Origin of the sequence: Ancylobacter lacus (assembly GCF_018390635.1) — a bacterium.
GTDB lineage: Bacteria > Pseudomonadota > Alphaproteobacteria > Rhizobiales > Xanthobacteraceae > Ancylobacter > Ancylobacter lacus.
This window is the reverse complement of record NZ_JAHBGE010000018.1, coordinates 43,726-68,854: the sequence shown is the minus strand read 5'-3', so window position 1 is coordinate 68,854 and position 25,129 is coordinate 43,726. Positions and strand designations below refer to the sequence as shown.

General features: G+C 71.1%; 18 protein-coding genes. 6 read left to right on the top strand and 12 right to left on the bottom strand.

Features of this window, described 5'->3' with window-relative positions; genetic code table 11:
* Window positions 1-37 precede the first annotated feature (37 nt).
* The 3 genes from KHC27_RS04965 to KHC27_RS04955 form a co-directional block, all read right to left on the bottom strand.
* Entirely contained in the window at window positions 38-1,192 is a 1,155-nt protein-coding gene (locus KHC27_RS04965; protein WP_213335794.1) for a linear amide C-N hydrolase, read from the bottom strand.
* Between the two features lie 207 nt (window positions 1,193-1,399).
* On the bottom strand, window positions 1,400-2,416 hold the full coding sequence (locus tag KHC27_RS04960) for a TIM44-like domain-containing protein (protein ID WP_213335792.1): 1,017 nt from the start codon (window positions 2,414-2,416) through the stop codon (window positions 1,400-1,402).
* A 142-nt stretch (window positions 2,417-2,558) separates the two neighbouring features.
* Complete coding sequence (locus KHC27_RS04955; protein ID WP_213335790.1) at window positions 2,559-2,729, bottom strand: hypothetical protein; 171 nt, start codon at window positions 2,727-2,729, stop codon at window positions 2,559-2,561.
* Between the two features lie 273 nt (window positions 2,730-3,002).
* Here KHC27_RS04955 and ppc point away from each other — a divergent pair, with 273 nt between their 5' ends.
* The 3 genes from ppc (at window position 3,003) to KHC27_RS04940 (ending at window position 6,955) form a co-directional block, all read left to right on the top strand.
* Window positions 3,003-5,792: a phosphoenolpyruvate carboxylase gene (gene ppc, locus KHC27_RS04950; protein ID WP_213335788.1), complete on the top strand. Its 2,790-nt coding sequence runs from the start codon at window positions 3,003-3,005 to the stop codon at window positions 5,790-5,792.
* Between the two features lie 216 nt (window positions 5,793-6,008).
* A complete protein-coding gene (locus KHC27_RS04945) occupies window positions 6,009-6,236 on the top strand; it encodes a hypothetical protein (RefSeq protein ID WP_213335785.1) in 228 nt (75 codons plus the stop codon).
* Window positions 6,237-6,322: 86 nt separating this feature from the next.
* Window positions 6,323-6,955, top strand: a complete 633-nt coding sequence (locus tag KHC27_RS04940) for an FMN-binding negative transcriptional regulator (RefSeq protein ID WP_213335781.1) — start codon at window positions 6,323-6,325, stop codon at window positions 6,953-6,955.
* Window positions 6,956-7,028: 73 nt separating this feature from the next.
* On the opposite strand, the gene KHC27_RS04935 is transcribed toward KHC27_RS04940, so the two are convergent.
* Entirely contained in the window at window positions 7,029-7,787 is a 759-nt protein-coding gene (locus KHC27_RS04935) for a 3-keto-5-aminohexanoate cleavage protein (protein ID WP_213335778.1), read from the bottom strand.
* Between the two features lie 24 nt (window positions 7,788-7,811).
* Window positions 7,812-8,348: a YaiI/YqxD family protein gene (locus KHC27_RS04930; RefSeq protein ID WP_213335776.1), complete on the bottom strand. Its 537-nt coding sequence runs from the start codon at window positions 8,346-8,348 to the stop codon at window positions 7,812-7,814.
* Between the two features lie 300 nt (window positions 8,349-8,648).
* Between KHC27_RS04930 and ggt the strand changes: the two genes are divergently transcribed.
* A complete protein-coding gene (ggt, locus tag KHC27_RS04925; RefSeq protein WP_213335773.1) occupies window positions 8,649-10,460 on the top strand; it encodes a gamma-glutamyltransferase in 1,812 nt (603 codons plus the stop codon).
* 40 nt (window positions 10,461-10,500) lie between these two features.
* On the opposite strand, the gene KHC27_RS04920 is transcribed toward ggt, so the two are convergent.
* Window positions 10,501-15,141 carry an autotransporter domain-containing protein gene (locus KHC27_RS04920; RefSeq protein ID WP_213335771.1) on the bottom strand — a complete coding sequence of 1,547 codons (4,641 nt, stop codon included), beginning with the start codon at window positions 15,139-15,141 and terminating at the stop codon, window positions 10,501-10,503.
* Between the two features lie 282 nt (window positions 15,142-15,423).
* On the opposite strand from KHC27_RS04920, the gene KHC27_RS04915 reads away from it, so the two are divergent.
* A complete protein-coding gene (locus tag KHC27_RS04915; RefSeq protein ID WP_213335769.1) occupies window positions 15,424-16,458 on the top strand; it encodes a DNA topoisomerase IB in 1,035 nt (344 codons plus the stop codon).
* A 142-nt stretch (window positions 16,459-16,600) separates the two neighbouring features.
* On the opposite strand, the gene KHC27_RS04910 is transcribed toward KHC27_RS04915, so the two are convergent.
* Both KHC27_RS04910 and KHC27_RS04905 read right to left on the bottom strand, forming a co-directional pair.
* Window positions 16,601-17,083, bottom strand: coding sequence for a YciE/YciF ferroxidase family protein (locus KHC27_RS04910; RefSeq protein ID WP_213335767.1), 483 nt, complete (start codon window positions 17,081-17,083; stop codon window positions 16,601-16,603).
* Window positions 17,084-17,283: 200 nt separating this feature from the next.
* Window positions 17,284-18,774 (bottom strand): GGDEF domain-containing protein, encoded by a 1,491-nt coding sequence (locus KHC27_RS04905; RefSeq protein ID WP_213335765.1) that lies wholly within the window; start codon window positions 18,772-18,774, stop codon window positions 17,284-17,286.
* 472 nt (window positions 18,775-19,246) lie between these two features.
* Here KHC27_RS04905 and KHC27_RS04900 point away from each other — a divergent pair, with 472 nt between their 5' ends.
* Window positions 19,247-20,443, top strand: a complete 1,197-nt coding sequence (locus tag KHC27_RS04900; protein WP_213335763.1) for a tlde1 domain-containing protein — start codon at window positions 19,247-19,249, stop codon at window positions 20,441-20,443.
* 107 nt (window positions 20,444-20,550) lie between these two features.
* Here KHC27_RS04900 and KHC27_RS04895 read toward each other — a convergent pair whose 3' ends face one another.
* Genes KHC27_RS04895 through KHC27_RS04880 form a run of 4 tightly spaced genes read right to left on the bottom strand, consistent with a single transcriptional unit; the run spans window position 20,551 to window position 25,121 of the window.
* Window positions 20,551-21,336 (bottom strand): alpha/beta fold hydrolase, encoded by a 786-nt coding sequence (locus tag KHC27_RS04895; protein ID WP_213335760.1) that lies wholly within the window; start codon window positions 21,334-21,336, stop codon window positions 20,551-20,553.
* A gap of 13 nt (window positions 21,337-21,349) precedes the next feature.
* Window positions 21,350-22,399 (bottom strand): proline racemase family protein, encoded by a 1,050-nt coding sequence (locus tag KHC27_RS04890; RefSeq protein WP_213335757.1) that lies wholly within the window; start codon window positions 22,397-22,399, stop codon window positions 21,350-21,352.
* Window positions 22,400-22,425: 26 nt separating this feature from the next.
* On the bottom strand, window positions 22,426-23,340 hold the full coding sequence (locus KHC27_RS04885) for a dihydrodipicolinate synthase family protein (protein WP_213335754.1): 915 nt from the start codon (window positions 23,338-23,340) through the stop codon (window positions 22,426-22,428).
* Entirely contained in the window at window positions 23,337-25,121 is a 1,785-nt protein-coding gene (locus KHC27_RS04880; protein WP_213335752.1) for a cobalamin-dependent protein, read from the bottom strand. The genes KHC27_RS04885 and KHC27_RS04880 overlap by 4 nt, the downstream gene beginning before the upstream one ends.
* Between the last annotated feature and the right edge of the window lie 8 nt (window positions 25,122-25,129).

Here is a 25,129-nt window from a genome sequence, read left to right as displayed (position 1 = left end):
AGGGTGAGCTGCCGGCTGTAAAGATGCCGTGCCGCCCTCACCGCGAGAGGTCGATCACCTCCGGCTTCTGGTCGATCGGGATGAGCCGGGCCTCGGCGGCGTCGAGATCGACGGCGTGGAGGTCGAGCGTGCGCGGGGTGGGGTTGTCGTAGTTCCACAGGGCGTAGACGCCGTTCTTGAGGTCCGCCACCGCCGACCATTCCGTCGTCTCGAACCCGGCGACGCCGCCGCCCGCCGTGCCGCCCGCCGTGGTCACCACCGCGCCGGGCGGGATGTCAAAATTGTTGAGGATGTGCCGCGCCGCCTTCATCGCGTCGAGCGACGTGGGCAGCGGCGGCAGGTTCTGCACGTAGAAGAAGGCGCGCACGAAGCGCGAGGGCGAGAGGAAATCGCCGGGAATGCCGTGCAGCCCGGCGCCGGTGCTGGGCTGGGCGATGACGAGATCGCCGATCTTGCGCGGCGGCGGCTCCACCGCCGAGAGATTGCCGTACTGGCCGAGATTGGCGAGGTGGAAGGGAAAGGCGGGGGCGTTGGTCATCACCCCGGTGGGGTTGTCGTACATGGCGAGCTGGCCGCCGACATATTCCACCACGAGGCTGTTGCCGCCGGCGTCGTGCAGGGTGACGTGCAGCGGCGGCGCGGTGCCGAAATCCACCTGCGGCGCGTTGCTCACCCGGATGCCGGGCAGGGCGGCGCGCACCTCGTCGACGGTCGCGAAGTTGGTCAGCATCCAGCTCAGCAGCTCGAAGGCGGCGATGGAGTTCTTCGCCTCACCGGGCGCCACGTCCTGGTAATGGGCAAGGCCCGGCAGATAGAGCATGCCGCCGCCGAGGCCCTTCTCGTTCACCCCGTCGACGAGGATCTTCATGCCGAGCCCGTTGGCGCCGATCGCGCCATATTTGCCGGTCCAGGTCAGGCCGGCGCCGGGGGTGCCGTCGGGGCCGGTGGCGGCATAGGTCAGCTTGCGGGGGATGACGATGAGCTGCGAGCGCAGCGACCGGCCGAACTCCAGCGTCCGGCCATAGACCAGCCCGCCATCCTGCGCCCGGATGAGGAAGGAGGTGCAGGCCTGCGCCGCCGGGGCCAGCAGGGCCAGCGCCGCGGCGGCGAGGGCGCCGATGCGCCGGGCGAGGCGGGCGCGCCGCCGGCAGGCGGCAGAGGCGGATGTGGTGGTTGCGGTGGTGATGGGCATGGGGCGTTTCCTCCTGCGGGGCGGTTCGATCCGCCACCTTGTTGAGGGCGCCATCATGCGTCAGCCGGATGGCCGCTGTCTTGCGCCTGCGCAAACCGCGCTGAGACAGCGGAGATGCGGGGCGACACCGTGCCGGCGCGAAAAAGCCGGCGGGCGGGCGCCGCGCCGGCTTTCCGGTTTCATCGACCCCGGTTTCCCGGGTGGCGATCAGCTCTGCTGGATCGCGCTCACCTTCCATTCGCCGCCGCCCGCCGGGCGCACGAAGGTCCACAGCTCGGTCGCCTGGGTGAGGGTGTCGGCGTCGCCTTCCACCACCCGGCCGCTGGAGCGCTCCACCATGGCGTCCTTGAGCGCGTAGCGCATGGCGACGGTGGCGTAGTCGCGGCCGTCCTCGGTCCAGGCCTCGGAGAGGTCGCCCTGCAGCAGCTTGATGTCGGAGAGGCGGTTTTCGAGGCCGCGCCGCTCCATGTCGTCCAGCTCCTCGCCGATATAGCCCGCCATTTCCGGCGTCAGCAGCCGGTCCAGCGCGCGGCGGTCGTCGCGGCCATAGGCGGCCTGAACCTCGCCGAGCAGGCTCTCGAACATGTCGAAATCGGCGCCGGCCAGCTTCAGCGGCTTGCCGCGCGGCCCGGTGTCGAAGCCGAAGCGCGGCAGGCCGGAGCCGCCGCCGGCCGCGACCGGCCCCGTTTCCGGGCGGACCTCGTCGCGGGCCATCGCGTCCGGGCGGGGGCCGCCGGCATAGGCCGGCTGGCTGTTGTGGTTGCGCAGCCAGCCCATGACGAGGCGCACCACGAAGAAGATAAGCACCGCCTGCAGCAGCAGGCCGAGCAGGCCGGCGAGGCTGCCGAGGCCGGAGAAGAAGCCGCCGCCCATCAGCAGGCCGAACAGGCCGGCGCCGAGCAGGCCGCCCATCAGCCCGCCCATGAAGCCGGGGCGACTGAAGAAGCCGCCGCGGGCGGCGCCCGCCGCTGTGGCGGGGGCGGTGACGCCCGCCGGGTTCTGCGGGCCGGTGGAGGGCGTCGCGGAACGCTGCATCGGCTGCGCGGTGGGAGAAGTGGGGGTCGGCGCCGGGGTCGACCACGTGCGCGAACCGCGGCTGCCGATGCTTCCGCCGCGGCTGACGCGGGCCTCCGCGAAATCGACCGCCACCATCGTGCCGACGCCGAGGATCAGCGCGGCGAGGGCGGCGCGGAACGCCGAGCGGGAAGAAAGGCTACGAAGCATCACTCACACCCTGACAGGACAGGCAGCCGCGTCGGTCGCGCGCTGCGGGGCCACGGCAATATGCCGTTACGTCATGTCATATGGGGTGGCCGGGAGGCTTTGTCATCCCGCCGGCGGGCGAAGGCCGCCCACATCGGCGTGATCAGCAGCCGAGGCGGGATTCCAGCGCGGCAATCGAGCCGTCGGGCACCGCGCGGGTGGCCGGGTGGCCGGCGCCGCGCTCCGTGGCGTCCGCGGCGGCGCCGCGGCCGGCGCTGCGGGTCGGGCGCGGCGCCGCCGGCGTCTTGTCGCCGCGATGGGGGGGCGTGATCATGTTCGGCTTCCTTATACGCGCAGGCTCGAAAAGCTCCGGGCGGGACCCGGCAGACCCGCGGAACGCCGCGAGCCTGTCGACAATGCAGCCTTGCAGCTGAACCCTGCCTGAGCCTGTCGTTCATATTCGGGGCAGATCCGTTCAGCTTCGCGGCGGCGACGCGGCGAACAGGGGAAAAGCCGGGGCTTTTTTCGGTTCATGGCGCAACGGCAGGGGTGTCCCGGGCGGCATACTAATTGCTAAGTTGCGGGGTATCAGCGGAGAATCCGAGCCATGTCCCTTGCCCTCTCCATCGCCGCGTCCCACCCGGAAGCGGATACCCACGGCGACCCCGATCTCTCGCTGCGCGACGAGATCCGCATGCTCGGCCGGGTGCTCGGCGACACGCTGCGCGACCAGGAAGGCGAAGCGATCTTCGATATCGTGGAGCGGATTCGCCGCGTCTCCACGCGTTTCCACCGGGAAGAGGACGAAACCGCCCGCAGCGAGCTGGAGACCATCCTCGCCTCGCTGCCGCCGGACCAGACCATCACCATCGTCCGCGCCTTCAGCTATTTCTCCCACCTCGCCAACATCGCCGAGGACCAGCACAATCTGCGCCGCGCCCGCGCCCAGGCCGCCGGCGGGCACAATGCCCGCGGCACCATCGCCAACGCGCTCGACCATGCGCAGCAGGCGGGCATTTCCCCGGCCGAACTGCGCAAGTTCTTCGCGACCGCGCTGGCGAGCCCGGTGCTGACCGCGCACCCCACCGAGGTACGGCGCCGCTCCACCCTGAACCACGAAATGCGCATCGCCGAGCTTCTGGCGGAGCGGGCACGGCTCGACCCGACCCCGGAAGACCTCGAGACCATCGCCGAGGAGCTGCGCTGCCGGGTGCTGACGCTGTGGCAGACCAACCTGCTGCGCAAGACCAAGCTCTCGGTGCTCGACGAGGTGAACAACGGCCTCGCCTATTACGACTACACCTTCCTGCGCCAGCTTCCCCGCATCTATGCTGCGCTTGAGGACAAGCTCGCCGCCATCGAGGGCGAGGAGGCCAAGGGCGGCGAGATCGGCTCGTTCCTGCGGGTGGGAAGCTGGATCGGCGGCGACCGCGACGGCAACCCCTTCGTCACCGCCGACGTGACCGCCCAGACCATGCGGCTGCAGAGCGCGACCGCCCTGCGCTTCTACCTCGACGAGCTGAGCGGGCTCGGTTCGGAGCTGTCGATCAGCACCATCCGGGTGCAGGTGTCGGACGAGCTGCTGGCGCTGATGGATGCCGCGCCGCAGCTCTCGCAGAACCGCCGCAACGAGCCCTATCGCGTGGCGTCCACCATCATCTCCGAGCGGCTGAAGGCGACCGCCTTCCGCCTGGAAGTGGCCGATCTCGTCGGCGTGGCCAGCCGCCCGGCGGTGCCGCCCTATGCCTCCGCCGCCGAGCTGAAGCACGATCTCGACGTCATCGACCGTTCGCTGCGGCTGCACCGCTCCACCCCGATCGCGCGCGGCCGGCTGCGGGCGCTGCGCCGGGCGGTGGACTGCTTCGGCTTCCACCTCGCCATCCTGGATTCCCGGCAGAACTCCGACGTGCACGAGCGCTGCATCGCCGAGCTGTTCGAGGTCGCCGCGCCCGGCACCAACTACAAGGCGCTGCCGGAAGGCACCCGCGTGGCGCTGCTGCTGCGCGAGCTGACCACGGCGCGCCCGCTCACCTCGCCCTTCGCCCGCTATTCCGAGGAGACGCTGGGCGAGATGGAGATGCTGCGCACCTGCGCCCGCATCCACCGCATCTACGGGCCGGAGGCGATCCAGACCTGCATCATCTCCAAGGCCGAGGGCGTCTCCGACATGCTGGAGCTGGCGCTCCTGCTGAAGGAGGTGGGCCTCGTCGACCCCGCCGGGTCGAGCGCGGTGAACATCGTGCCGCTGTTCGAGACCATCGAGGACCTGCGCAACTCCGCCCGGGTGATGGAGCAGATGTTCCGCCTGCCGGAATACCGCAAGCTGGTGGACAGCCGTGGCGGCATGCAGGAGGTGATGCTCGGCTATTCCGACAGCAACAAGGACGGCGGCTTCGTCACCTCCGGCTGGGAGCTCTACAAGGCCGAGATCGAGCTGGTCGAGGTGTTCAAGCGCCACGGCGTGCGGCTGCGGCTGTTCCACGGCCGCGGCGGCTCGGTCGGTCGCGGCGGCGGGCCGAGCTACGACGCCATCCTCGCCCAGCCCGGCGGCGCGGTGCAGGGGCTGATCCGCATCACCGAACAGGGCGAGATCATCTCCTCCAAATACTCCAACCCGGCGGTGGGGCGCGGCAATCTGGAGACGCTGGCCGCCGCCACGCTGGAGGCGACGCTGCTCTCCGGCGACGCCAAGGCCCCGCGCGAGGAATACCTCACCGTGATGGAGGCGCTGTCCGACGCCGCCTTCGCGGCCTATCGCGGGCTGGTCTACGAGACCCCGCGCTTCGAGGACTATTTCTGGGAATCCACCGTCATCAACGAGATCGCGACGCTGAACATCGGCTCCCGCCCGGCCTCGCGCAAGAAGACCCGGCGGATCGAGGATCTGCGCGCCATTCCCTGGGTGTTCTCCTGGGCGCAGTGCCGGCTGATGCTGCCGGGCTGGTTCGGCTTCGGCACGGCGGTGAAGCAGTGGCTGGCGAAGAACCCGGACGGCCTGCCCCTGCTGCAGGAGATGTACCGGGAGTGGCCGTTCTTCCGCACCCAGCTCTCCAACATGGACATGGTGCTCTCGAAGAGCTCGATCGCCATCGCCTCGCGCTATGCCGAGCTGGTGGAGGATGTGGAACTGCGCGAGAGCATCTTCGGGCGCATCCGGGTGGAGCACCAGCAGGCGATCGACGCGCTGCTGGCGATCTCGCAGCAGCCCAAGCTGCTCGCCAACAACCCCCCGCTCGACCGCTCCATCCGCAACCGCTTCCCCTATATCGACCCGCTGAACCACGTGCAGGTCGGCCTGCTGCGCGCCTATCGCGGCAACGACACCGACGAGAAGGTGCTGCAGGGCATCCAGCTCACCATCAACGGCATCTCGGCGGGGTTGCGGAATTCGGGCTGAGGGGGCTGGCGGCGCGGGCCGGCCGGGCGTGTCGCCCCATATGCGGGACACCAGTGTGTTCAACGATCTGGTCGATGGCCTCATTTCGCCCGAGGCCATCGGCGATCGATGCCGGATCGCCACCGGCGCATAGCGGGCCTTCCGGGCGGAAACCTCTGCGCTATCCTGCGGCAGGCGGTGATACCGCGCACGGTGCCGCAGGAAAGGTGCAACATCATGAAACGGGCCGGGAACAGGCTGCCGCCCATCGCCGTCGAGAAGGCGGCGGTCGGGGCGGGGGCGGTCGGGGCGCTGGGCCTCGGGACGCTCGCCGTGGGTGCGCTCGCCATCGGCGCCATCGCCATCGGCGCGGTGGCGATCCGGCGGCTGCGGATCGTGGAGGCGCGGGTCGACCGGCTGTCCGTCGGCACGCTGACCGTGGAGAGGCTGGAGTTGCGCTCCTGAGGCGGGAGGTTGCGGCAGTGGCGGCGTCGTGACAGCCGGCGCGGCGGTGCGCTACGATCTCCTGCCCCGCTCACCGAGGTGCCGCCATGTACACCCCGCCCGCCTTCCGGGAGGACGACCCCGCGAGCCTGCGCCGGATCCTCCGCGCGGCGCGGCTGGCGACGCTCGTCACCGCCACCGCCGACGGGCCGGTGGCGACGCCGCTGCCGCTGTTCCTCGATGACGGGGAAGGCGAGCACGGCGTGCTCTACGGCCATCTCGCCCGGGCCAACCCGCAGTGGCAGGCGCCGCCGCTCGGCCCGGCGCTGGCGATGTTCACCGGGCCGGACGCCTATGTCACGCCGTCCTGGTATGCCTCCAAGCAGGAGCACGGCAAGGTCGTGCCGACCTGGAACTATGTCGCCGTGCACGCCTATGGCCCGGTCGAATTCTTCGACGACAGCGCGCGGCTGCTCGAGGCCGTGGCCCGTCTGACCGACCTGCACGAGCAGGAACGCGCTCAGCCCTGGCGTGTCGCGGACGCGCCGGAGGCCTTCATCGCCGCCCAGCTCCGCGGCATCGTCGGGGTGCGGCTGCCGATCGCGCGGCTCGAAGGCAAGCGCAAGATGAGCCAGAACCGGCCGGAGGCCGACCGCGACGGCGTGGCGGCGGGGCTTCGGCAGAGCGCGCGGGCCAGCGACCGCGAGGTCGCGCCGCTGATTCCGACCGGCCCGCGCTGAGGTGTGCCGCGTCCGCCGGGTCGCACCGCCGCGCCCGGCCTGAGCCCGTCCCGACCGCGATCGTGGTCCGCCCTCAGGCTACCCCGCCCGGCACCGCTTCCGGCCGCAGGTTGGGCGGCACGCGGGCGAGCCGCACCGCCGCCTTCAGCAGTTCGGCATTGTCCTGCGCCACCGTGCCGTCGGGCAGCTCGCGGCCGTCCTCCAGCCCGATGCGGCTGTCGAGGCCGCGCATCAGCGCGTCCTGGTAGAGCGGCCAGACCGTGGCGTCGAAGCCGTGCTGCAGCACCGGCACGTCGAGGCTGGCGCGCGCCAGCACCAGCCGGATCGTCGCCGCCGCCGCCAGCCCTTCGGCGGTGTCCTGCTCGTTGATCTCGATGAGGATGCGCAGGCAGCGCCGCGCGTCCTCCAGCTTCACGAAACGCTCGGCATCCGCCGCCGACCACAGCCCGGCCTCGATGCCGATGCCCTTCGAAAGGGCAAGGGCGATCATGTCAGGTGCATCTTCCTCGATCAGGTTCACCGAGACATAGTCCGGCAGCACCCGCCAGCTCGCCACCGCGTCGAGCCGGCCGCGGCCGCCGGGGGCGATGCCGGCATGGGTGGAAAGGCCGATCGGCGTGCCCGGCACCGCCGCCCGCACCGCGTCCAGCGCGGCGGCGACGGCCCCGGCCTCCAGCGTCTCGCGGCCATCCGCCCCGCGCGGGTGGAGGTGCAGCTCGGTGGCGCCGGCATCCACGGCCCGTCGCGCGTCGCGCGCCAGCTCCGCCGGGGTCAGCGGCGTCTGCGGGTGGAACTCTGTGGTGCGTGCACCGTTCAGGCAGGCCTGCAGCATGGTCGATGTCTCCCGGTTACCGCCTCAATGCGCGGGAAAGCCCTTTCGTTTCAGCCGAACCACCGCGCGCTCCAGCGCCTGGAGGAATTCCGACCGGTCGCGCGGGGAGAAGGCCCGCGGCCCCCCGGTCACGGCCCCGGCCTCGCGCAGATCCTGCATCAGGTTGCGGGTGGCGAGCTGAAGGCCGATGGAGGCCGGCGAGAAGGCCTTTCCATTCGGCGCCAGCACCTCCGCGCCGGTGGCGACGCAGCGTGCGGCCAGCGGAACGTCGGCGGTGACGACGACGTCGCCCTCCACCGCCCGTTCGGCGATCCAGTCATCGGCCACGTTCAGCCCGGCGCCCACCACCACGCGTTCGACCTCGATGCCATGGGGCACGGCGATCCAGCTATTGGCCACCAGCAGCACCTTGATGCCGTGGCGGGTGGCGACCTTGTAGGTCTCGTCCTTCACCGGACAGGCGTCCGCGTCGATATAGATCAGGATCGGTTTCAGTGGCGCGTCCGCAGGAAAGAAGTTGAATAAGGAGGAGGGGCTGCCCTTGCGAGCAGCCCCTCCCATGTCAGACCGCGGTCCGGTCCGGTAACCGCCCCGTGAGGCGGAGCGAAACACGTCGCTTTACGCGGCGCGGACCTCGCAAGAGGCAAGTGTCCAGGTCACGAATACCGACGACCGCGGATCAAGACGATCAGACACTGGATCACCTCCTTTCGGTTGTTGACGACAGGATTGAGCTTAACTGTTTTATTTGATTCGTCACCCCACCGAATGCGCGCTGTTTTCACATCCGGTTACGGTGTGACATGTTCGGTGTCATGCATTCCCCGTGCCGTTTTCGCGCCGCTTTCCAAGGAGGGTGCCATGCCGAGCCTGCCTGATGCTTGCGCCGCGAACGGGGCGGCGGTGCGGCGCGCGGCGCTGGCCGTCGTGCTGGCCCTGCCGCTGGTTCTTGGACTCGGCCTGCCCACGGCCGGGGCACAGCAGGCCTCCGACACGCTGGCGCCGGAGCGGGCCGGGGCGCTGGCGCCGAAGCCGGCGGTGACCGGCGCCCGCTGGATGGTGGCGACCGCCAACCCGCTCGCCAGCGAGGCGGCGGCCGCGCAGCTTCGCGCCGGCGGCAGCGCGGTCGACGCCATGGTGGCGGCCCAGCTCGTGCTGGGGCTGGTGGAGCCGCAATCGTCCGGTCTCGGCGGCGGCGCCTTCCTGGTCTATTGGGACGCCGCCGAGCAGCGGCTCACCACCTTCGACGGCCGCGAGACCGCGCCGGCCGCCGCCACCCCGACCCTGTTCCAGAACGACAAGGGCGAGCCGCTCGGCTTCATGGACGCGGTGGTGGGCGGTCGTTCGGTCGGCGTGCCCGGCATTCCCGCGCTGCTGGAGAGCGTGCATCGCCGTTATGGCCGGCTCGGCTGGGCCGGCCTGTTCGCGCCCGCCCTCCGGCTGGCCGAGCAGGGTTTCCCGGTGTCGCCGCGGCTTGCCGGGCTGATCGCCGGGGAAGGCGAGGCGCTGAAGCGCTTTGCCCCGACGCGGGACTATTTCTTCGACGCCGCCGGCGCGCCGCTCGCCGCCGGGACGACGCTGCGCAACCCGGCCTATGCCGAAACGCTGCGGGCTCTGGCCGGGGAGGGGGCCCGCGCCTTCTATTCCGGCCCGCTCGCCGCCGAGATCGTGCGCACGGTGCGGCAGGCGCCGGGCAATCCGGGCGTGCTGGCGGCGGAGGACCTTGCCGCCTACCGGGTGAAGGAGCGCGCGCCGGTCTGCGCGCCCTATCGCGGCTTCGATGTCTGCGGCATGGGGCCGCCGAGTTCCGGGGCGCTCACCCTCGGCCAGATCCTCGGCATGCTGGAGCCCTTCGACCTCGCGGCGTTGGGGCCGGACTCGCCCGAGGCCTGGCGGCTGATCGCCAATGCCTCGCGCCTCGCCTTCGCCGATCGCGGCCGCTACATGGCCGACAGCGACTTCGTGCCGATGCCCACCCGCGGCCTGCTGGCGCCGGCCTATCTCGCCGGCCGCGCCGCGCTGCTGCGCAGCGGCGACGCGCTGCCGCAGGTCGCGCCGGGCAACCCGACCTGGGACCACGCCATGGCCGCGCCGCCGCGCGCGGACGGCGCGGCGCTGGAGCTGCCCTCCACCACCCATCTCGTCATCGTCGATGCTTCCGGCAACGTGCTCTCCATGACCTCGACCATCGAGAACGGCTTCGGCTCGCGGCTGATGGCCGGCGGCTTCCTGCTCAACAACGAACTGACGGATTTCTCCTTCGCCAGCCAGCAGGAGGGCGTGCCGGTGGCGAACCGGGTGGAGCCGGGCAAGCGGCCGCGCTCCTCGATGACGCCGACCATCGTGCTGCGCGAGGGCCGGCCGGCGGCGGCGCTGGGTTCTCCCGGCGGCAGCCAGATCATCGGCTATGTCGCCAAGACGCTGATCGCCCATCTCGACTGGGGCATGGATTTCGCCCGCGCCATCGCCGCGCCCAATGTGCTGGCGCGGTTCGACGCGGTGGAGATCGAGAAGGGCTCGCCCGCCGAGGCGCTGGCCCCGGCGCTGCGGCAGATGGGCTTTGCGGTGAAGAGCGCGGAGATGACCTCCGGCGTGCAGGCCATCGCCATCACCCCGCAGGGCCTGGTCGGCGCCGCCGATCCCCGCCGCGAGGGCCTCGCCATCGGGGAATAGGCGGGCGCCGGGGCGCCCGCCCCGGTGTCAGGATCGAGCCTCAGAACCGCAGGGCGAAGCGGGCGGTGACGCCCTGATCGTCCGAGCCGTCGCCGAACTGGCCGTCATAGGCGAGGCCGAAGGTCATCCGCTCCGAGGCGGCGTAGTCGAGCCCGACGCCGATGAGGGCGACATTCTCCGCGATGGGAACCCCGGCGATGACGAAATCGCTGCCGCTGGAGAAGGCGAGGGTGGATTCCGGCGTGGTGTCGCCGAAGGCGTGCTGCCAGCCCAGCAGGCCGCGCGCGGTGAAGAGGCCAGCGCCGGCCTGCCAGCTATACGCGCCGCGCAGGCCGAGTGTGCTGAAGCTGGTGTCGGTGGTGCTGCTCTGCGCCGTCAGCGCGGCCTCGCCGCCCTGCTCGGTGAAGCCGTCGGTGTGGACGCGGACATAGAACAGCCCGGCGAACGGCTCCAGCGCCGCCGGGCCCTTCTCGAAGCGGTAGCCGATCTCGCCGAAGAGCTGGGCGGTGCTGGCGTCGTAATCCGCGCTGAGCTGGTCGGCGAAGCCGGAGAACGCCACCGAGCGCGAGGTCGAGACATCGCTCCACGCATAGGCGCCGCCGCCGCGCAGGCCGAGCCCGCCCCACTGGCCGGCGACGAAGCCGCCGGCATGCACGGTGTCGCTGTCGCCGGAGGAATCGAGGCTGTCGACGCTGAAGCTGGTGGTGGTGTAGCCGCCCAGCACGCCGGCGCGGATGTTGTCCGTCACCGCGGTGTCGGCGCCGATGAAGAAGCCGCCGCCGCTGCGGTCGATGCCATAGGCGTTGCCGTCGCCATTGATCGAGCCCCAGGAGCCGAACGCCTGCGTCCACACCGCGGAGCGGGGCTGTTCGGCCGTTACCGGCGCGGCCGGCGCCTTCACCGCGAAGGGGCCCGCCGCCTTCGGGGCCGGCTCGGCATAGCCGAGCGGGGCGACGCTGATGCCGGAGCTGCCGAGCTCGGGGGTGAAGACGTCGTGCATCCGCCCGAACATGGTGTCGCGGACGAAATGGGCGTCCATCATCAGCAGGGACGGCGTGGACGCATAGATGCCGCCGGAGAGCAGGTCGAAGGCCTGCTGCGCCTCGGCGTCGGTCTGCAGCGCCGCCACCGCGTCGTAGAGCGTGTTGGTGACGGGCAGGCTGTCCAGCGCCTGCGCCACCGCGATCTGGTTCGGCGTCACCGCGGCGTCGACGAAGTCGCGCGCCTGCACCACCTCGACATAGGCGTTCTGCGCGTCGTAGCTGGCCTGCAGGCCGAGGAAGCTGGAGATCGGCGCGAGGGTGCCGAAGGTGCCGGTCAGGCCGCCGGCGGCGGTGAGTACGGTGAAGCTCTCGCCGGCATGGGTGCTGGCCGCGACATTCACCGCGAGGGTCACGCCGGATTGCAGCGTGGCGGTGCCGTCGACCAGCACGCGGTCGCTGCTGGCCGGGCCAAGGTCGATCACGACCACCGAGCCGGACTGGAAGGTGGCGTTGCCGGTGAATTCCACCGTGTCGCCGGCGCCGCCATCGTGCAGCGAGAGCGTGCCGGCATTGGTGAACTGCTCCAGCCCGGCGAACACCGTGGTTTCCGCCCGGTCGGCGGCGCTGGCGACCACCAGGCTGGCGCCGGCGGCGTTGACGAGGCTGTCGCTGCCGGCGCCGAAGGTGCTGGTGCCGCCGGTCTGCCAGGTGCCGCTGTTGGTGACGGTGTCGGCATAGTCGCCGAAGCTGATGGCGCCGACCAGCGCGCCGGCATTCACCAGGCTCGTGGTGCTGTCCACCGTCTCGATGGCGATGGCGTCGAACGCGCCGGAGGCGGTGCCCAGCGTGCCGGTGTTGGTGATCGTCACCGCCGCTCCGCCGGTGGAGGTGGCGCTGATCGCCTGCAGGCCGCCGGCGACGAGGCCGCGGGTGGTGATGGCGGTCGTCCCCGTCCCGCCATTGGAGGTGAGGACGCCGATGTTGGCGGCGGCGACATTGGTGACATCGACGGCGATGTTGCCGGCGGGGAGGCTGTCCGTCGCGGCCTCGCCGCCCGGCGGCTGGTGCTGAGCGACGACGCCGCTGCCGGTCTGGCTGGTGAGGGTGCCGGTGCTGGCGATGGCGATGCCGCCACCCGCGCTCACCGACACCGCATCGAGCGTGGCGGTGACCGAACGCAGCGACGCCGAGACCGCGCCGACACTGGAGACGATGAAGACGCCGGGGCCGGAGGCCGCGGTGACGGTGCCGCTCACGGAGAGGTCGACATTGCCGGTGCCATAGCTGCCGATGGCGATGCCGCTGTTGCCGCGGACATCGCCCGCCGACACCGCGATGTCGCCGCCATAGGAGACGATGCCGATGCCGTCGCTCGCGGTGCTGACGACCGGACCGCTCGCGGCGACGCTCACCGTGCCGGGGCCGTCGCTGTAGACATAGATGCCGGTGGAATAGGCCGAGACGCTGGCGAGCGACAGGTCGATGTCGCCATGACCCTCGCTGCCGAGGCCGTTGACGAGGATATAGACGCCGGTGCCGCTGCCGCCGGAAACCGCGCCCGCGGCGTTGATCGTGACCGGCCCGCCATCGGCGATGACGTCGATGCCGTCCTCGCCGGCGCTGACCGTGCCGACATCGATGACCACGCCGCCATCGAGCGTTTCCACCGAGAGCCCGGCGCCGGTGCCGGCGGTGATGCTGCCGGCGCTGATGGCGACCGGGCCGTCGCCGCCGTTCTCCACCACGATGCCGTTGGCCTGGCCGTTCACGGCGGCCACGTCGACCACCACACCGGACTCCGGGTCGTCGCGGGTGGCGCGGCGGCCGGCGTCGCCGCCGTCCTCGACCTCCTGGGCGATGGAGATGCCGTCGCCCGTCGTTCCCGTCACCGTGCCGGTGGCGATGACGGCGGTGGCGCCCCCGGCATTGTCGATCACGATGCCGTCGGTCGCGCCCGTGACATTGCCGAGATCGAGCACCACGTCGCCCCAGCCGCCGGCATTGACGCCGATGCCGTAGCCGGCGCTGTTGGTCACCTCATCGGCGGTGATGGCGACATCGCCGACGCCATAGCGCCACACCGTGATCGCGCCTTCTGCCCGGCCGGCGCCGACCGAGATGTCGCCGTCAACGCCGCTGACGGTGATGGCCTGCCCGTTGCCGCCACGCACCGTGTTGGTGACGGTGATGATGGTGTCGCCGTCGCCCCAATTGCCCGCGGTGATGCCGGACAGGCTGCCGTCCACATCGCCCGCGGCGATGTCGATGTCGCCGCTGCTGCTGGTGAGGCGGATGCCATCGCCCCCGGTGGCCCTGACCGCCCCTTCGACCGTCACGGTGGAGGGGCCGTCGGTGGCGTTGGTCACCGCGATGCCGGTCCCGGTGGCGGTGACGCTGGTGACATCGATGGTGAGCGCTGCCGCTGTGCTCCCGTCGTCGCCGAGCGTGTTCCCGGTTCCGAGGGTCGCGCTGATGCCATCATGCGCGGCGCCGGAGGTTCCGGCGGTGACGTCGCCGGCGGTGATCGAGATCGCGCCGCCGGCGGAATTCTCGGCCTGGATGCCGACGGCCCCCGCCGTGACGTCGGTGGCAATGATCGCGATATCGCCGCCCCCGCTGTTGACCACCCGGATGGCGGTGTCGCCGGTCACGGTGCCGGCGGTGAGGGTGACGTCGCCATGGCCGAGCTGCGACACATCGATGCCGTAGCTCACCGGATCCTCTTCCGGGTCGAGGCTCACCGTGGCGGTGACGCTGCCGGTGCTCGTGATGCTGGTGTCGCTGTCGAGATGGTTCACCACCTGGATGCCGGCGACCGTGCCGCTCACGTCGCCGGCCGTGATGCTGACCTCGGACGACGATTCCGCCTTCAGGCTGCCCGGGGCGGCGATCCGGTCGGTCCCGCCGTTCTCGACGACGATGCCCTGCTGCACCCAGATGCCGATGCCCTCTCCGCCGGTAACGGTGCCTTCCGCCTCGATCACCGTCGGGCCGGCGGCGTTGACGATGCGGATGCCATTGGCGTCGCCGGTGACCGCCTGCAGCTCGAGCGCCACGCCGGCGCCGTCGCTCCACACATAGATGCCGTCGCCGCCGCCGGTGATGGCATCGGAGGCGGTGATACCGGCGAGGCCCGCGTGGTTTTCGAGCGTGATGCCGGACGTGCCGCCGGAAACGCTCGCGACATTGAGGTTGATGCCGGACGCGCCATGATTGACCACGTCGATGCCGGCGGCCGAGCTGCTGCTCACGGGGCCGTACAGGAAGGCGCTGACGCCGCCGGTGTCGGCGGTGTTGCGCAGCACCAGCGCGGTGTCGTCGGCGGAGAAGCTGCCATTGCTCTCCACCAGCACATGCCCCTCGCTGTCGATCCGAAGGGCGTTCGCCGAACCGTCGCCGCCCGAGCGGGTGGCGGTGAGGGAGGACTGCTCCATGTCGATATAGCTCGCGCCGCCGGCCGCGATGAACAGGGCGTCGGCGTTCTCGGTCGTGACGGAGAAGCCCGCCGTCGTCGAGGCGGCGATGGCGCCGCTCTCCCAGATGACCTGGGGAAGGGTGGTCGTGCCGGAGCAGACATAGCTGGTCGGCTCGCCCGCCGGGGTGGGCTGGGCGTAGCAGCCGGCGTCCGCCGCGCGTGCGGGGGACAGCATTCCGCCGGCCAGCCCGGCGACACCGGCGAACAGTGCGGTCGATGCCATCCAGCCGGCACGACGGCGACGCAACAACCTCGCCCGCTCATCAAAGGAACCGCCGCGCGAATCCTCTATGGCAACCGCCCGCATATCCATTCCGAATGCCCCCGCATTACTGGCGGCTATCTCGTCTGCATTCGGTCGAAACGACAAGCGATCTTGCCTTGGAAAAAGGGACCTCCCCGCGCTGGCGGACGGGATGTGCCTTGGCGGCAACAGGGCCGGCCGGAACGCGGCGGCCCATCGCACGTTGGCCGTGCGGGCCACCTCGGCCCGGCGGATTCAGTCATGCGCAGAAGCTCCCTTACCCGCAGCCTCGCCCGCAAGCACGGGTTGGTCTTCGTCTCGCCCGCCGATCTCACCCTGACCCGGCGCCGTGCCGGCACCGGCTTCAGCTTCCGCGACGCCGAGGGTCGGCCGATCCGCGATGCCGAGGTGCTGGCGCGGCTGCGCGGCCTCGCGGTGCCGCCGGCCTACCGCAATGTGCGCTACGCCGCCGACCCGCAGGCCCACCTGCAGGCGGTGGGGGAGGACGCGGCGGGACGGCTGCAATACCGCTATCACCCCGACTGGACCCGGGTGCGCGAGGCGCTGAAGGCCCGCCGGCTGAGCGACCTCGCGAGCGCCCTGCCGGCGATCCGGCGTGGGCTCGGCCGCCGGCTGGCCGACCCCGGGCGCGGCCGCGACTTCGCCCTCGCCGCGGTGCTGGAGCTGGTGGCGCTGACCGCGATGCGGGCGGGCAGCGATGCCTATGCCCGCGACAACGGCACGCGCGGGGCGACCACACTGCTCAAGCGGCATGTGCGGCTGGAGCCGGGCAAGGTGACGCTGTCGTTCCGCGCCAAGGGCGGCCGGAAGGTGGTGAAGGAGGTGTGCGAGCCCCGCTTCGTCCGGGTGGTCTGCGCGCTGATGACGATTCCGGGCCCGCGGCTGTTCCAGTACCGCGACGTCGAGGGCCGGGCACACCCGGTGCGGGCGGGCGATGCCAACGCCTTCCTGCGGCAGATGGCGGGGCGGCCGCTGTCGCTGAAGGACTTCCGCACGCTGGTCGCCTCGGTCGGGGCGCTGGAGATGCTGGCGGCCGCGGCGCCCGCCGCCAGCGCGCGGGCGCGCCGCTCGCAGGTGGTGGCGGCGGTGACCTCGGTCGCCGAGACGCTGGCCAACACGCCGAGCGTGTGCCGCACCTCCTATGTCCACGCCGCCGTCGTCTCGGCCTTCGAGGAGGGGGTGCTGGCGGGCTTCGCCGAGGAACTGCGCAGCGCCCGCTCCCCGTCCGGCCGCGCCGACATCCTCGCCCGCATCGTCAGCCGCCGGCAGGGTTGAGGCGGCGCCGGGCGGCCATGGGGCACCCGCGCGGGCGGGTAGGCATGAAAAAGCCGGACGGCACCGCCGTCCGGCTGAGGGAGGAGAGAGGAAGGGAAACGGGCAGGAGGCGCGGCACGCCGCCCTGCCGTCCCCCCAACGCTCACGCCGCCTTCTTGTTCACCGCGCGCAGCGCGATGTCGCTCAGCAGCTTGTCGGCGTTCTTCTCCTCGACGAGGTTCTGCTCCAGCAGCTTGGCCGCCTTGGGCAGGTTGAGCTGGCCGGCCCACGCGATCAGCGTGCCGTAGCGGGCCATCTCGTAATGCTCCACGGCCTGGCCGGCGGCGAGCAGGCCGGCATCCATGACCTCGGGGGTCTCGGCTTCCTCCATCACTTCCTTGGCCTCCTCGACGAGGCCCTCGATGGCCTCGCACTTGATGCCGCGGGCGGGCTTCTCGATCATTTCGAACACCTGCTGCAGGCGCTCGATCTGGCCCTCGGTCTCGCTGCGATGGCTTTCGAACGCCTTCTTCAGCTCGGCCGTCCCGGCCGCCTTCGCCATCTTGGGCAGCGCCTTGAGGATCTGGCGCTCGGCGTAATAGACGTCCTTCAGCAGGTGGACGAAAAGATCGTTGAGGTCTTTCATGGGGGTCCTCCGGTTGGCCGCGTTGGCTGCTCCGAGAACGCGGCCTTCGCGGCTATGTTCCGGTCCGTCAGGCAGAAGCCCCGGCGCCGCCCGTGGCGACGGGGCGGCGCGCCGTAGCCCGGTGCGGCAGCGGTGCCGCGCGCGGGCTTGAAGAGGGGCGCGCGGGCTTGAAGAGGGGCGCGCGGGCCGGAATGGCGCTGTCAGCTCGCGAGAACCACGCAGTTGCGGCCGGCATCCTTCGCGGCATAGACCGCCGCATCCGCCGCGGCGAGCAGGTCGGCGACCTCGCGGTGGTGGTCCGCCCGCCGGGTGGCGATGCCGATGCACACGGTGGGGACCGGCGGGCGGGGCACGATGGTCTGCGGCGGGACGCTGCGCCCCAGCCAGGAGCGGATGCGCTCGGCCATGAAGGTCGCGCCGTCGGCGTCGGTGTCCGGCAGCACCACGGCGAATTCCTCGCCGCCATAGCGCGCGCACAGGTCGCCCGGGCGCAGCGCGCACTGGCGGATCACGCCGGCGATGAACTGCAGCATGATGTCACCGGTGGCATGGCCATAGCGGTCGTTCAGCCGCTTGAAGTGGTCGACGTCGATCATCAGCAGCGAGAGCGGCGCGCCGGTGCGGCCGGCGCGTTCCCATTCCCGCGCCAGCACCTGGTCGAAGCGCCGGCGGTTGGCGAGGCCGGTGAGCCCGTCGGTGACGGCGAGGAGCGCGAGCTCGCCCTCGGCCCGGCTGCGTCTGCGCAGTTCCCGCCGCAGCAGGAAGGCGAGCGCCACCAGCGCCAGGCTGATGGCCAGGGCCACCGCGCCGATCACCGCGGCGCGCTGGCGCCACGGCGCCAGCAGGCCGTTGACCGACGCCGCCACGGCGATCACCAGCGGCATGCGGTCGACATGGGTGAAGCTGAACAGCCGAACCACCCCGTCCATCTGGGAGGGCGCGCTCAGGCTGCCGGCCTGCGCGGCAATGAAGGCCTGCGCGTTGCTGGTGCCGGACATGTCCCGGCCGGTGTCGCCATTGCCGTCGATCGAGGGGTCGCGCATCAGCAGGATGCCGCGATCGTTCAGGAAGATGACGGCGTCGTCCGGCTCCAGCTTGAGCCGGCGCATCAGCGCGCGCGCAAAGTCCAGCCGCAGCGCCACCACCACCACGCCGGCGAACTGGCCCTCACGGTCGTTCAGCCGGCGGCTGAGCGCGATGCCCCACGCCTCGTCGCCGAGCAGCGCGGGAAAGGGTTGGCTGATATGGGTGCCGAGACCGGCGTGCGCGGCATGCACGGTGAAGAAGTCGTGGTCGGCCAGATTGGCCCCGGCCGGCACCGGCCGCGAACTGAGGATGACATTGCCCTGCGCATCCAGCGCCAGCACGGCCGACACGAACTCCGACGAGCTTCCCAGCGTCGTGAGCAGCCGGTGCCGGGCTTCCGACGAGGTGGCGCTGAAGGCGGGATCCTCGAACTGCAGGCTCAGAAGTTCGAGGCCGTTGGCATAACCCTGGAGAAAACGCCCGATCTGTTCGCTCAGGGCCTGGGCGAGATTGGCGCCGGCGAGATTGGCGCGATCCCATGCGTCGGAGCGGCTCTGCCACAGCACGGCGGCAATGACGAGGAGAACCGCCGCCGCCGCCACCACGCTGCCGAGAGCGAGGTGCCGGCCGACGGCCTCGGATGATGGAGGTGTGATGCTCCTCATGCGCACGGCGCCATCCATAGCGGGGTGAAACCGGGGGCCACACCTCCACCGCCGCTGAAACAGCGATGTTGCGGCGTAGGGTTGCAGGATTCGGCGCGCGGGACATTAAAGTGTGCTACCTCTGCATATCACCTCTCATGCGCCGCTGCATTATGTCGCAGTGCGGCCGTTCAGGGTGCGGCCCTCGCGCAAGCGCCGCTTGATTGAACGCATCCCCCTGACGTTCGGAAAGGTCCATCCTGGCGCAGGTCGATCGGGGGTTGCCCCGGAGGAGGGCGGCATTAATGATTTGTTGCCTAAACTTGCATAGCATTTTAGCTATCGCCCGATGGGCGGTGGGGTCGTGCCGGGCAGGCAGCCGATCCCGGATGTCCGGCGCACGCGTGCCGGTTGTCCATGATTTGACCAGGGGGGCAGGATTGGTAAGCTCTACGGGCGCCTCGGCTCGTGATCTTGTCGCACTGTGAGGAACATGACGTACACGGCCAAGACCGAGCCCCGCCCCGGCACTGCAGGGCCCTCCTACGCCCGAATCATCACCGCCGGCGCTGTCGGCGCCGTGGTGGTGGCGGGCGCCACCCTTGCGGGTGCCTGGGCCTTCGGCCGGGTGTCCTTCGCCGCCGCCCCTAATCCGTCGGCTCACCCGGTGGAGCAGGTGGAGGCGCCAGCCCCCGCCCCGCCGCCGGTGCGTGTCGCCAGCGTTGCCGATATCGGCAACTACCGGGCTGCCGGCATCGTTATCCTGCCGTCCGGCTGGCTGTTCGCCGCCGAGATGCAGACCGTTCCGCTGCGCACCGCGGCGCGTCCGGCCGCGCCCTTCGTCATGGCCTCGCTGGGGCCGGTCGCGGCGCCGGCCGAGGCGGACCCTTCGGTCGGCGTGCTGTCCGTCGAAGGCAACCCGGCCGAGACCAACGAACTCGCGGTCATTCCGGTTCCCATGCCCTCGCCGGTGGTGAAGACGGCGCGCACCGTGCCGCTGCCGGCGTCGAACCCGCTGGTGTCCGGCCGGCTGCCGACCAACGACACCCCGGACGATCCCAATTCCGCCGAGCAGCTCGCGGTGGCGCCGCCGCCCCGGCCCTCCGACATGAAGGCCGCGGCCGAAGCCGACGACGCCGAGGTTTCGCCCGACACCAAGCCGAAGGTCGCGGCGCTCAACCCGGCGGACAAGCCGCTGGGTGACGAGCCGGCCGAGCCGAAGGTGGGCGACCAGGTGACCCTGCCGGGCCGCGGCGACCGCTACGCCGTCTACGACATCACCGCCAGGGTGGTGTACATGCCGAGCGGGGCGAAGCTGGAAGCCCATTCCGGCTATGGCGAGATGTTCGACAATCCGCGCTACAAGCACGTGAAGATGCGCGGGCCGACGCCGCCGAACACCTACAGGCTCACCATGCGCGAGTCGCTGTTCCACGGCGTCGAGGCGCTGCGGATGACGCCGATCGGCGATGGCAAGATGTATGGCCGCGACGGCATCCTGGCGCACACCTACATGCTGGGCCCGCGCGGCGACTCCAATGGCTGCATCTCGTTCCGCGAGTATGAGCGGTTCCTCGCCGCCTATAAGCGGGGCGAGGTGAACCAGATCATCGTCGTGGAAAGCCTGCAGAAGCAGCCTTCCTCCACCAACCCGCTCATCGCCTGGCTGACCAGCGCCCGCAGCCGCTGACCGGCGCGCGGGAGCCGGCCCAGGGCGGCCCCGCAACGCGCGAGGTTTTCTGCATAAAGCATTGCAAGGGGCCGCCGCACCCGCGGGCGGCCCTTTCTGTTGGGGTGTCAGCCGAGAAAATCGCCGACCAGCGCCGCGAAGCGGGCGGGGTCGACGCGGGGAAAGAAATGCCCGCCCGGAATGGGCTCCAGCACCGCGCCCGGCACCTGCGCGGCGATCTCCACGGAATGGCTGTAGGGCACCATCTCGTCGTCGGGCGCGCCCAGCACCAGCGTCGGCGCGGCGATGCGCGGCAGGTCGGCGAGCCGGTCATGCTCCAGCAGCATGCGGATGCGGGCGGCGGTCACGTCGAGCGGCGAAAGCGTGGCCCGCGCCCGCTCCACCGCGCCGGCCAGGGCGTGTTCATGCGTCGCCAGCCATTCCGCGGGGTAGCCGAGCACATGGGTGAAGGCCTGGTAGATCTCCGGCTGGTTCTGCTCCAGCAGGGCGAGACGGGCCTGGAACAGCAGGCGGAAGCGAACATCCGCCGCCGGCCAGCTTCCGCTGATGACGAGGCGGCGGGCGCGGGCCGGGGCGTCCAGCGCCAGCGTCTGGACGATGGCGCCGCCGGTGGAGTGGCCGACCAGATGCGCCGCCGGCAGCGCTTCCGCGTCGAGGATTTCCGTCACGTCCCGGGCGATCCGGGCGAGGCTGTAGGGGCCGAGCGGGCGGTCGCTGCGCCCGGCGCCGCGATGATCCACCAGGATCAGCCGGAAGCGGTCGGCCAGCAGCGCCGCCACCGGTTCCCAGAACCGGCCGTCGCCGCCGAGCCCCGGAATCAGCACCACCGCCTCGCCCGAACCGGCGACGTCGTAATGGACCCGGCAGCCGTCCGACGCGGTGAGTTGCGGCATGGAAGTCCTCCGGTCAGGTCGGCTGCTCTCCGGTGTAGCCCGGCCAGGTGTCGCCGAGCCTGAATCCGAGCGGAAAAGGGTCAGTCGGGTCAAGCACATATTGATGGAAAGCGGTGATCCAGGCCGGGCCGGTAATGGTGGGTAGAACGCCGGGCAATCGCTTTACCTCCGCGGTGCCGCGCAGCCGGCCGGTGAACTCGGTGCCGATCAGCGAGCGGTGCAGGAAGCGCTCGCCGAGGGCAAGCTGGCCACGGGCGTGCAGCACCGCCATGCGGGCGCAGGTGCCGGTGCCGCAGGGCGAGCGGTCGTGCCGGCCCGGCGAGACGATGACGGTGTTCTTCGCCGTCAGCCCGTCCGCAGTCCGCTCCAGCGGCCCGGCGAACAGGGTCTGGTTGATGGTGTGGATCTCGGGATTTTCCGGGTGCACGCAGGGGATCTGCTCCGCGGCGGCCTTCTTGATCCGCTCGCCGACCTCGACGAGCTCGCCGGCCTCCTTCAGCTCCAGCCGATAGCCCAGCGCGGCGGCGTCGACGAGGCAGTAGATCATGCCGCCATAGGCGACGTCGACGGTGATGCGGCCGAGCCCGGGCACGTCCACCGGGGCGTCGAGGGCGAAGACGAAGGCGGCGACATTGTCGAAGGTCACGTTCACGCATTTGCCGTCGCGGCATTCGGCGCGCACCTTCACGAGGCCCGCCGGTGCCTCGAGCGTCAGCTCGGTGACCGGCTCCTGCATCGGGATCATGCCGGTTTCGAGCAGGGCGGTGACGGTGCAGATGGTGTTGGTACCGCTCATCGGGACGTAATAGTCGGACTCGATGATGACGAAGCCGGCATCGGCCTCCGGCGTCGTCGGCGGCAGCACGAGGTTCACGCACTGGGTGACGCGGCCGCGCGGCTCGTTCAGCAGGAACTGCCGCAGCTCGTCGCGATGTGCCTGAACATATTGCATTTTCTCGAACATGGTGCGGCCGGGGACGTCGCGCACGCCCCCGGTGATGACCTCGTTGAGTTCGCCGGCCGCATGGGCGCCGACGACGGTGATCATGCGGCTGAAGCGCATTTCGGCCTCGCTCGGTTCGGGTGTTGTCAGGCGGCGGAGCGGATGGCGGGACGGCCGGCCAGCGCGGCCACCGTCGCCTCGATGACGGCGAGCACGCGGGCGCGCTCCTCCCCGACCAGCGGCAGGCGCGGGGCGCGGACCCATTCCGGCGCGCCATAGGTCACGCTCTCCGCGATCTTGATGTACTGCACCAGCTTGACGTCGGTATCGAGGTGGAAGGCGGGGGTGAGGATGCGGTAAAGCTCTCGTGCGGCTGCGAAATTTCCGGCGGCGCAGAGGTTGAACAGCTCCACGCACTCGACCGGCCAGGCGTTGGTCATGCCCGACACCCAGCCGGTGACGCCCAGCGCCACGCTTTCCAGCAGCAGGTCGTCGACGCCGCAGAACACCGAGAAACGGTCGCCGCAGGCGTTGTAGATGTCGGTGACGCGGCGGATGTCGCCGGTTTCCTCCTTGATGCAGACGATGCCCGGCACATCCGCCAGCTCGTTCAGGATCGCCGGGGTGACGTCGACGCCATAGGCGATGGGGTTGTTGTAGATCATGATCGGCAGGCCGCAGCCGGTGCCGAGCGCGCGGTACCACGCCGCGGTCTCGCGCGGGTCGCTCTTGTAGGCGATCGAGGGGAAGGCCATAAGCCCTTCCGCGCCAAGGCTTTCATAGTGCCGCGCCGCCTCCAGCGCGTCGGCGGTGGCGACATGGGCGAGGCCGGAGAGCAGTGGCACCCGGCCGGCCACCACCTCCCTGGCGGCGCGGATCACGGCCTCGCGCTCGCTCGCCTTCAGCGAGGCGTTCTCGCCCAGCATGGGCAGCACGATGACGCCCGAGACGCCGCTGGCGATCAGCCGGTCGAGGCTGGCCTGGGTGGCGGCGAGGTCGAGGCTCTGGTCCTCGCGCAGCTTGGTGGTGACGGCGGGGAAGACTCCGGTCCAGCGGGTCATGGCGTTTCCTGTGTCGGTTCGATGAGTGCGGTGAGGTGGAGGATGAGTGCAGCCGGCGTGGCGCAGGGCGTCACCCCGAGGGCGGCGATCTCGCGGGTGACGTCCACCGGCAACCCTGAGTTGGAGTCCTCGGGGATCTGGTTGAGCCGCCCGCCGATGCAGACCGGGATGGCGGCGCCGAGCCGGGCCAGCGCCTCGGTCACCTCCCGGGCATAGCGCAGGGCGATGCCGTTATAGGTCGAGATGGCGATGACGTCGGCGCCCGCCGCCACCGCCGCCGCGGCGAGGTCGTCGGCATCCACCGAGGTGCCGCCGTCGAGCGGGGTGACGCCGAGATGGCGCAGGGTTCGCTCCACGAGGTTCTTGCCGTGCTCGTGGACGTCGCTGGAGGCGACGATGGCGGTGAGGCCGGCCGCCTTCAGCCGGGCGGCGTCGGCGGGCGGGATGGCCCCGGCCCAGCGGCGGGCCTCGTGCTCCAGCTCCTCCACCCATTCGGCGAGGGCGAGGGCGCGCCGCCCGCCCCAGGCCTGCGGATCGGGCGCGCCGGCGCCGAAGGCGGCCTCCATCCGCTTCGGCCCGAGCCGGCGCAGCGCCAGCATGAGCTGGGCGGCGTCGCCGGTGTCGATGCCGATCTCGGCCAGCCCCGCCAGCGTGCGGGCGGCGAAGCGGCGCCCGCCTTCCACCAGCCGGTCCGCCAGCGCGTCGACCTCGGCGTGGTTGACCAGCCCGGAGGCGGCGCGGGCATGCTCGGCGAGGCGGTGGGCGAAGGTCTGGGCGTCGATGATCTCGTCGGTATCGGGGATGCGCTCGTTCTCCGTCACCGGCACCGGGTTGACGGCGTGGCCGGTGTGGGTGCGCCCGAGCGCCCAGATGTCGGCCTGGAGATAGGAGGCGAGGCTGGCGAAATTGCCGGCCGGCACGGATTTGTAGCTCACCGTGTTGCCGAAGATCATGGTGCCGACGCTGCCCTCGCTGACGCTGGCCAATGCGCGGTGGAAGGCGAGGCGCACCAGCGGGGCGGTGAAATGGTGGCCGAAGCAGTGGGAGGCGCGGGCGCCGATCAGCGTCTCGACGATGTATTTCTCCACCAGCACCATGCCGAGCGCCGAGCTCATGTCGGCGAACAGCCCGGCGAAGCCGTCGTCGAGATTGGAATGCACCAGCACCTCCACCGGCTGGGCGGCGATCAGCCCCAGCGCGGTGACGGTGGCCTCGGTGGTGGCGACGTCGTCGTCCCAGTCCGGCAGGCGGAAGGTGAAATACTGGCCGAGATTGCCGAGCGCGGTGGCCCCCGCCGCCAGCGCCGCCTTCACATTCTCCAGCGCGCCCGGCAGCCCCATCATGAAGTCGCCGAAATGGGCGGCGGCCGGCGCGGCGTTGGTGATGCGGGCGAAATCCTCCGGCCCCTCCAGCACGATGCCGGTGCCGCGCGGGCGGGCGCGGCGTTCGGCCGGGGGATAGCCCATCGACCAGTCGAGCGTGATGCCGAAGCGGTCGACCGTGACGCCCCGGGCGGCGCAGGTGCCGTGCACCTCGGCGATGGCGCCGAGCGTGCGCTCCACCGAGCGGAACCCGATATGGGCGTGCTGCATGATGCGGCCTTCGCCCGCGGCGCGGCGCTTGTAGTCCGCCTCGCAGGCGACGCCGGCGGCGTCGAGAAAGGCGTTGCGCCCCACCTGCCAGTCCCGCGCCAGCGCCCGGCCCGCCGCCAGCAGTTCCGCCCCCGGGGGCAGCCGGGGCGGCACGAGCTGGTCGCGGGGCGGCAGGGGCGGCAGGCTCATCGGGGCAT